This window comes from Haemophilus sp. HMSC066A11 (assembly GCF_001811665.1).
GTDB classification, from domain to species: Bacteria; Pseudomonadota; Gammaproteobacteria; order Enterobacterales; family Pasteurellaceae; genus Haemophilus; species Haemophilus influenzae.
Window position 1 is genome coordinate 1 of record NZ_KV805897.1, and the last position, 8,243, is coordinate 8,243.

Sequence of the window (8,243 nt, forward strand, 5' to 3'; positions counted from 1 at the left end):
TTACAACACTTCAACCTTCACTGTTATGGAAATGGTTTGATCAAATTTGTGCAATCCCTCATCCTTCTCATTATGAAGATACGTTAGCTAACTTTATTGTAAATTGGGCAAAAGAAAAGCATTTTTTTGTTGAACGCGATGAAGTAGGTAATGTCCTCATTCGTAAACCCGCAACGAAAGGAATGGAAAATCACACACCTGTTGTGCTACAAGCGCACTTAGATATGGTGCCACAGGCTAATGAAGGCAACCCACATGATTTTACCAAAGATCCTATTCAACCTTATATTGACGGGGAATGGGTGAAAGCACGAGGTACAACACTAGGGTCTGACAATGGTATCGGTTTAGCCTCTACGTTAGCGGTGCTAGAAAGCAATGATTTAGCCCATCCACCTCTTGAAGTGCTTTTAACAATGACAGAAGAAACGGGGATGGATGGCGCAAAAGGCTTACGTCATAACTGGTTACAATCTGAAATTTTAATCAATACAGATACCGAAGAAATTGGCGAAATTTACATTGGTTGTGCGGGCGGGATTAACGCAAACTTTGAAATTCCCGTTCAATATGAAACTAATACGTTTGAGCACAGCGCACAAATCACCCTTAAAGGTTTACGTGGCGGCCACTCTGGCGGCGATATTCATACAGGGCGTGCAAATGCAATCAAAGTGTTAGCGCGAGTATTAGCAAAACTCTCTCAAAATCAACCGCACTTTGCTCTCTCTGAAATTCGTGGTGGCTCAATTCGTAATGCAATTCCTCGAGAATCAGCAGCTGTGTTAGCCTTTAATGGCGATGTAAAAACCATAGAAAGTGCGGTAGAAAATCTGGCGGTTGTACTTAAAGAAGAATTAGCAATTGCAGAACCTAATTTCACACTTTTTGTAGAATCCGCAGAAAAAGCCCCTACCGTATTCACCGCACAAAGTACTCAAACGGTTATTAACGCACTCAACGTATTGCCAAACGGCGTAATCCGCAATAGTGATGTAGTTAAAAATGTTGTAGAAAGTTCATTAAGCGTTGGCGTATTGAAAACAGAAGGCAATGTTGTAAAAAGCACCATTTTAGTTCGTTCATTAATTGAAAGCGGTAAATATTACGTAACTGAAATGCTCGGCTCACTTGCAATCTTAGCAAATGCAAAAGTCGAGTTTTCTGCGCCTTATCCAGGCTGGCAACCTGTAAATGACTCAATCATCTTAGACGTTACTCGTAAACATTATGCTGAAGTGCTAGGCGAGCAACCTGTAGTGAAAGTCATTCACGCAGGATTAGAATGTGGTCTTTTAAAAGAACATTATCCACATATAGAAATGATTTCTGTTGGGCCAACAATCCGAAATGCTCACTCACCAGATGAAAAAGTGGAAATCGCAGCAGTACAAACCTATTGGGATTTATTGACAAGAGTACTTGCCGATATTCCTGCGAAGTAATCTAATATTAATTAAAAGTGCGGTTAAAATTTCTTTTGTTTTAACCGCACTTTTATTTTTTTCGTTTCGCTCTTGGGTGCGCCTGATCGTACACTTCTGCTAGATGTTGGAAATTTAAGTGAGTATAAATTTGTGTGGTGGAAAGGTTGCTATGCCCAAGCAATTCTTGCACGGCGCGTAAATCAGAACTGGCTTCCAACATATGCGTCGCAAAAGAATGACGTAATTTGTGCGGATTAAGATGGCTATTTAAGCCTTGACGAATACCCCAAGTTTCTAAACGTTTTTGAATGGCTCGATGAGAAATACGATTTCCAAGCTGGCTAACAAATAATGCCTCATCTTTTGGGTTAAATAATGCCCGCACTTTTAACCATTCTTGAATAGCATGCGAAGCATAACGCCCAAACGGCACTACTCGCTCTTTGTTACCTTTCCCGATAACACGCACTTCCCGCACACGAGTATTAATGCTGTTTAAATCTAAGCCTTGTAATTCCGATAAACGTAAACCTGAACTATACATTAATTCCAAAATAGCACGATCACGAATATCAATCGGCTCTTTGCTATCGTTGGCAAGCAATTGTTGAACTTGCTCGCCATCCATATTTTTCGGTAAATGCTTACCTTGTTTCGGTGCAGAAATGCCTGTGGTGGGATTCACTTTCAATTCGCCTTGTTGCACCAAAAAACTGAGAAATCGACGCAATGCGGATAAACGCAAAGCCAAGCTTTTTTCTTTTAAGCCTTGTTTTTTGCTTTCCGCCAAAATAAAGCGCACCACGCTGGGTGTCACTTGTGTCCAAGCGTGAATATCTTGTTGCGCTAAGATTTTGATGGTGGCATCAAGCTGATGTTGATAATTAGTGATTGTGTGAGGGCTCATTTGGCGTTCAATCCGCAAATAATCCCAATAACGATTTAACGCTGTTAGCATGACAAACTCAATTCAAATAAACGTTCTTTTGGGTTCAATTTAAACCCTTCCGATTCCAACATTGAATATTGATTTTGCGCTAATTCTGCCACTAAACGATTGGATTGCGTGAAATGCACAAAGTCTTTTGCTTTAGAAATCAACGCCGCATAAATTTCTGTTTGTTGAGCATGTTCCAACACAAAAATATCGGTGATTTGCCAATAACGTTGCAATTGTAAAGAAGAAAGGCGAGGGAAAAGCTGCACAAAGCCAATAGCCTTTTCGTTCTCATCCACCGCAATAAAAAACAGGCTTTCATTAAAACGCATACGATTAGTTAAAAAAGCTAAGGTACGTTCTGGATTCTCTGCTTGCCCATAGGCTTGGCGATAGGCTTCAAAAAGAGGAAGAAGCACTTCAATATTCCATTGTTCAGCTTTGAAAAGTTTCATAATTGGTTATTTTTTATTGGTTCCATACAGGTAATTGTAGCTTTTTAGCTCAAGATAATCATCTTTCTGTGAGAATTTTTTTAATTTTATGATCTTCTGCAAAGAATAGGGGCGAAATTTTGGTATAGTAAGCAAGTTAATTTTATCAACTATGGAGAAACAAAAATGGCACGTCGTCCTTTAGTTATGGGTAACTGGAAATTAAACGGTAGCAAAGCATTCACGAAAGAATTAATCGAGGGATTAAAAGCGGAATTACATGATGTAACAGGTTGTGATGTAGCAATTGCCCCTCCCGTTATGTATTTAGGTACGGCTGAAGCTGCACTTTCTGGTTGTGGTTGCAACTGTGGCGGTAAAAGTGTGATTCAATTAGGTGCACAAAACGTAGATATCAATGTGAAAGGTGCATTTACTGGTGATATTTCAACTGAAATGTTAAAAGATTTCGGTGCAAAATATATCATTATTGGCCACTCTGAACGCCGCACTTATCATAAAGAAAGCGACGAATTTGTGGCGAAAAAATTTGGTGCATTAAAAGAAGCTGGTTTAGTGCCAGTATTATGTATTGGTGAATCTGAAGCAGAAAATGAAGCAGGCAAAACTGAAGAAGTATGTGCACGTCAAATTGATGCAGTCATCAATGCATTAGGCGTAGAAGCATTCAACGGTGCAGTGATCGCATACGAACCAATCTGGGCGATTGGCACGGGTAAATCTGCGACTCCAGCACAAGCACAAGCAGTTCACGCATTTATCCGCGGTCACATCGCAGCGAAATCACAAGCCGTGGCAGAGCAAGTAATTATTCAATACGGCGGTTCTGTAAATGATGCAAATGCCGCTGAATTATTTACTCAGCCAGACATTGATGGCGCATTAGTGGGTGGCGCATCATTAAAAGCCCCTGCATTTGCAGTAATTGTTAAAGCAGCAGCTGCAGCGAAAAACTAATTTTCAGTTAATTAGAATAACAACAAAAGTGCGGTAAATTTTTACCGCACTTTTTTATATCTTACATATTTTTGATGAATGGGTTAGTAAGCGGTATCAATCGGTAATTCTGCTCTGCACCATCCATCAAATCCGCCAATCATACTAAATACATTTTCATAGCCTTGTTCCACGAGAAAAGTCGCTACATTTCGACTGCTCACGCCGTGATAACAACTCACAATAATAGGCGAATCAAAATCTGCTAGTTCTTCAAATTGCAAAAAACTTTGGTTTGTTAAATGAAAAGCACCTTTAGGATGTGAATAAGCAAAGCGCATATTATCTCGAATATCGACTAATATTGCGCCTTGTTGCATCATTTCCCAAGCCTGCTGTGGAGTTATTTCTTTAAATGACATTTATAAACTTCCTTTTGCGTGTTGTTTGTAAACGCCATCAACCATAACAAGAATCATTGCGATGACTAAGCAAATAAAAAGTGGGTAGCTTTCGCTATCAATTTGTTCTCCGATCAAAAATGATACGCATAGCATCATAATAGTTTCAACATAACCAAGCAGACCGAGTAAATTCATAGGAAGCATATTACTGGCTATTACATAGGCAATTAACGCAGTACCGCTGATTAATCCTAGTAATACAAGAAGCCCCCAAATAAACGGATTGGTTTGTTGTACTGTCGCGAAATCTGTTTGTAAAGCAAAATAAATACTGACAGGCATAAGGCTTAACATTTCTAAACAAAAGGAGGCAAGATCGGTATTTTTTAATGCTTTTCGGATAGAAAAATATGCGGTGTAACCTAAACAGATAACAATGGCTTCCCAAGAAAGACCGCCTTTTAGCACAATATTAGAAATTACGCCTAATGTTGCAATGATAACTGCAATAAATTTGAATGTTGAAATGCGTTCTTTAAAAAACACGCGACCTGCCGCCACCATTACAATTGGTAAAAGTAGATAACCAAAAGATACGCTTAATGAACTGCCATTATTCGGTGCCCAAAGAAAAAGCCACATTTGAAAACCCATTAATAATCCGCAAAGTAAATATGACAATGCTAAGTGCGGTCGTTTTTGAATGCGTTTTAAACGTTCAATTAAAGCCGCTTTTTGTTTAAATAATGTGACGGACAACAGGACAAAAGGAAAAGTAAATATCATCCGATAACCGAAAATATCTGTGCCACTCAAAGGTTTTAGTAACGTAGAAAAATAATACATATAGCCAAATAGAAAAGAGGCTAATAATGAAACGAGAATACCTTTAAACATAAGAAATCCTTATTTTAAACCATTATTTATTCTATTCTAACATCGCCCAAAATGCACGGACTAGGGGCTGTTCGAGATTTCTTTTTTGGGTGCAAATACCTAATTCAAAAGGCTCAATAGGCTTATCAAGATTAAGTCTGGAAATTTGGTTATTCATTGGGCTGCTGTCAATTACTGCATCAGGCAACATTGCTAATCCAAATCCTAATCCCACCATTGGCACAATTCCTTCGTGTCCCGCAACAGTAGCATAAATTTTCGGGTGTTTAATTTGTTTCTCCCTTAACCATTGTTCAATCCGCTGCCGAGCGTGCCCTTCAACAGGGAAAATAAAAGGCATTTGCTGCCAATCAATAGGTTTTTCTTGCAATAATTGTGTCGCCAAACAAGCCACTCGCGGGGCAATTAGGGACAAACTAATATCATCTATTTTATGAAACACTACACTAGAGGGCAGATTATTTGGTTTCCCCGCAAGCGCGAGATCGACTTGTTGTGCTTGAATTAATTCTAGTGCTAACGCTGGATCACCCGTAGTCAGTTGAATTTCCACTTTAGGATAACGCTGGCGAAACTGTTTAAGTACGTGAGGAAGATGGCTATAAGATGCGGTTACAGAACAAAAAAGTTTAATTTCACCGCAAAGTTCATCGGATTCATCTTTCAGTTGTTGTTTAAATTGTTGCCAGTTTTGCCATTCTGTTTTAGCAAATTGTAAAAATTTCTCGCCATATTCAGTAAGTTTGACTTGACGATTATCACGAATAAAAAGTGTCTTCCCTAACTCGTCTTCCAATCGTTGAATTTGACGGGAAAGGGTAGAGGGAGACATGTGGTTTTGGGTGGCGGTTTTGGTGAAGTTTTTTGTATCACTGAGGTGGATGAATATTTGTAGGTCGGTAAATTCCATAATTTCTTCTTTTATTTAATATCGGGTTTCGCCGATGGCGACCTACTTTTTCTTTGCTCGTGCAAAGCAAAAGTAGGCAAAAAGAAAACACGCCCTACTTTGCCTTATTTCCTGAAAAATTGGAAATTTGCTTAACGGCAATTTGCTGAACTCGCTACGCTCAAACAGACGAAAATTTCCTACAAATTTCCAATTTTTCAGGCGGCAAAGAAGGGAACCCATTTTGTTCTTTCTTAAATTTAAAAACGAATGCAAAACTAACCGCACTTTTTAAATAACACTAAGGTAAATTATGCCCCATATAAATCGCCTTTGCGATTTTCAATTTTCAGGCAATTTGCGTCTGTTTGAGCGTAGCGAGTTCAGCAAATTGCCGTTAAGAAAATTGAAACAAAGCAAAGAACAGCGATTTAATTGGGGCGTGTTTTCTTTGCCTACTTTCTTTTATACGAGTAAAAGAAAGTAGGTCGCTCATCGAGCGAAATACGATGCTAATTCACAAAAAAACAAAATAATTGCACAAATCGCAACATTACATTCCTATAATATCACTTTACGCAACAACAAAAAATCCTATAATCAACCCACAACAAAAAAATATGCAAACACAACATCATACAATTATCAACCTTATACAATTAAGGACAACAAAATGGCTAACTATTTCAACACATTAAATTTACGTCAAAAATTAGACCAATTAGGTCGTTGTCGTTTTATGGATCGCGAAGAATTTGCAGATGAAGCAAACTTCTTAAAAGGCAAAAAAATCGTTATCGTGGGCTGTGGTGCGCAAGGTTTAAACCAAGGTTTGAATATGCGTGATTCTGGCTTAGATATTAGCTATGCCTTACGCCCAGAAGCGATTGCAGAAAAACGTGCATCGTTCCAACGCGCAACCGAAAATGGTTTTAAAGTGGGTACTTATGAAGAATTAATTCCAACTGCAGATTTAGTCGTAAACTTAACGCCAGACAAACAACACTCTAAAGTAGTTGCCGATGTCATGCCTTTAATGAAAAAAGACTCTGCATTTGGTTATTCACACGGATTCAATATTGTTGAAGTTGGCGAAGAAATCCGTAAAGATATTACGGTTGTGATGGTTGCGCCAAAATGTCCAGGTACTGAAGTTCGTGAAGAATACAAACGTGGTTTCGGTGTGCCAACATTAATCGCGGTTCACCCTGAAAATGACCCGAAAGGCGAAGGCATGGCGATCGCAAAAGCATGGGCTGCTGCAACTGGCGGTCATAAAGCAGGTGTTTTAGAATCTTCATTCGTGGCAGAAGTAAAATCTGACTTAATGGGTGAGCAAACTATCCTTTGCGGTATGTTACAAGCAGGTTCTATCGTATGTTATGACAAATTAGTGGCAGATGGTAAAGATCCAGCATACGCAGGTAAATTAATCCAATACGGTTGGGAAACCATTACCGAAGCGTTAAAACAAGGCGGTATCACATTAATGATGGATCGCTTGTCAAACAGTGCAAAATTACGTGCATTTGAACTGGCTGAACAAATCAAAGAAAGCCTTGGTTTTTTATATTACAAACACATGGATGACATCATTAGCGGTCACTTCTCTGCAACAATGATGGCAGACTGGGCAAATGGCGACAAAGATTTATTCGCATGGCGTGAAGCAACAGGTAAAACAGCCTTTGAAAATGCACCAAAATATGATGGCAAAATTAGCGAACAAGAATATTTTGATAACGGCGTATTAATGATCGCAATGGTGAAAGCTGGTGTAGAATTAGCCTTTGATGCGATGGTTGCAAGCGGTATTTATGAAGAATCAGCTTACTACGAATCACTTCACGAATTGCCATTAATTGCGAACACTATCGCACGTAAACGCTTATACGAAATGAACGTGGTAATTTCTGATACCGCAGAATATGGTAACTACTTATTCTCTAACGTAGCGACCCCAATTCTTGCAAAAGAAATTATCCCTAACCTTCAAAAAGGCGATTTGGGCGAGCCAACTCCAGCAGTGGAAGTCGATAACATTACCTTACGCGATGTAAACGATGCGATTCGCAACCATCCTGTTGAATTAATCGGTCAAGAATTACGTGGTTATATGACAGATATGAAACGTATCGCAGTTGCAGGTTAATGTTAAATTGAACTGAATTAAAAACCGACTTTGTCAATATAAAGTCGGTTTTTTCATAGATAAAATTAATCATAAAAATGCACGTTAATTACAACGTGCATTTTTCTTATTTAAGCATCCATCGACATACAAAGTAAAGTTAATGG

At 38.8% G+C, this 8,243-nt stretch carries 8 protein-coding genes; 3 read left to right on the forward strand and 5 right to left on the reverse strand.

The features are described 5' to 3' along the window. Positions 1-1,445 (forward strand): aminoacyl-histidine dipeptidase (locus tag HMPREF2813_RS08555; RefSeq protein WP_070647065.1); only part of this gene is annotated, 1,445 nt, incomplete at its 5' end. Between the two features lie 52 nt (positions 1,446-1,497). Here the strand turns inward: HMPREF2813_RS08555 and xerC are convergent. Both xerC and HMPREF2813_RS08565 read right to left on the reverse strand, forming a co-directional pair. After that, the gene (gene xerC, locus HMPREF2813_RS08560; protein WP_005655032.1) at positions 1,498-2,385 is read right to left on the reverse strand and encodes a tyrosine recombinase XerC; all 888 of its coding nucleotides are present in this window, start codon (positions 2,383-2,385) and stop codon (positions 1,498-1,500) included. Beyond that, on the reverse strand, positions 2,379-2,819 hold the full coding sequence (locus HMPREF2813_RS08565) for a GNAT family N-acetyltransferase (protein WP_005655034.1): 441 nt from the start codon (positions 2,817-2,819) through the stop codon (positions 2,379-2,381). Before HMPREF2813_RS08565 ends, xerC begins: the two co-directional genes overlap by 7 nt. A gap of 165 nt (positions 2,820-2,984) precedes the next feature. On the opposite strand from HMPREF2813_RS08565, the gene tpiA reads away from it, so the two are divergent. Beyond that, on the forward strand, positions 2,985-3,776 hold the full coding sequence (tpiA, locus tag HMPREF2813_RS08570) for a triose-phosphate isomerase (RefSeq protein WP_005655036.1): 792 nt from the start codon (positions 2,985-2,987) through the stop codon (positions 3,774-3,776). Between the two features lie 83 nt (positions 3,777-3,859). Here the strand turns inward: tpiA and glpE are convergent, their stop codons facing one another. Genes glpE through ilvY form a run of 3 tightly spaced genes read right to left on the reverse strand, consistent with a single transcriptional unit; the run spans position 3,860 to position 5,966 of the window. Continuing rightward, entirely contained in the window at positions 3,860-4,177 is a 318-nt protein-coding gene (glpE, locus tag HMPREF2813_RS08575; RefSeq protein WP_005655037.1) for a thiosulfate sulfurtransferase GlpE, read from the reverse strand. Then, complete coding sequence (gene rarD, locus HMPREF2813_RS08580; RefSeq protein WP_005655039.1) at positions 4,178-5,056, reverse strand: EamA family transporter RarD; 879 nt, start codon at positions 5,054-5,056, stop codon at positions 4,178-4,180. It abuts the gene before it with no gap. A 31-nt stretch (positions 5,057-5,087) separates the two neighbouring features. Beyond that, positions 5,088-5,966, reverse strand: coding sequence for an HTH-type transcriptional activator IlvY (ilvY, locus tag HMPREF2813_RS08585; RefSeq protein ID WP_005655042.1), 879 nt, complete (start codon positions 5,964-5,966; stop codon positions 5,088-5,090). Positions 5,967-6,618: 652 nt separating this feature from the next. Here ilvY and ilvC point away from each other — a divergent pair. Then, positions 6,619-8,097: a ketol-acid reductoisomerase gene (gene ilvC / locus HMPREF2813_RS08590; protein WP_005654301.1), complete on the forward strand. Its 1,479-nt coding sequence runs from the start codon at positions 6,619-6,621 to the stop codon at positions 8,095-8,097. Positions 8,098-8,243: the final 146 nt, after the last annotated feature.

Excerpts from the sequence above, each read along its gene's own strand:
- ilvY (WP_005655042.1), bottom strand. The coding sequence starts at position 5,966 with ATGGAATTTACCGACCTACAAATATTCATCCACCTCAGTGATACAAAA.
- rarD (WP_005655039.1), bottom strand. The coding sequence starts at position 5,056 with ATGTTTAAAGGTATTCTCGTTTCATTATTAGCCTCTTTTCTATTTGGC.
- glpE (WP_005655037.1), bottom strand. The coding sequence starts at position 4,177 with ATGTCATTTAAAGAAATAACTCCACAGCAGGCTTGGGAAATGATGCAA.
- ilvC (WP_005654301.1), top strand. The coding sequence starts at position 6,619 with ATGGCTAACTATTTCAACACATTAAATTTACGTCAAAAATTAGACCAA.
- xerC (WP_005655032.1), bottom strand. The coding sequence starts at position 2,385 with ATGCTAACAGCGTTAAATCGTTATTGGGATTATTTGCGGATTGAACGC.
- HMPREF2813_RS08565 (WP_005655034.1), bottom strand. The coding sequence starts at position 2,819 with ATGAAACTTTTCAAAGCTGAACAATGGAATATTGAAGTGCTTCTTCCT.
- tpiA (WP_005655036.1), top strand. The coding sequence starts at position 2,985 with ATGGCACGTCGTCCTTTAGTTATGGGTAACTGGAAATTAAACGGTAGC.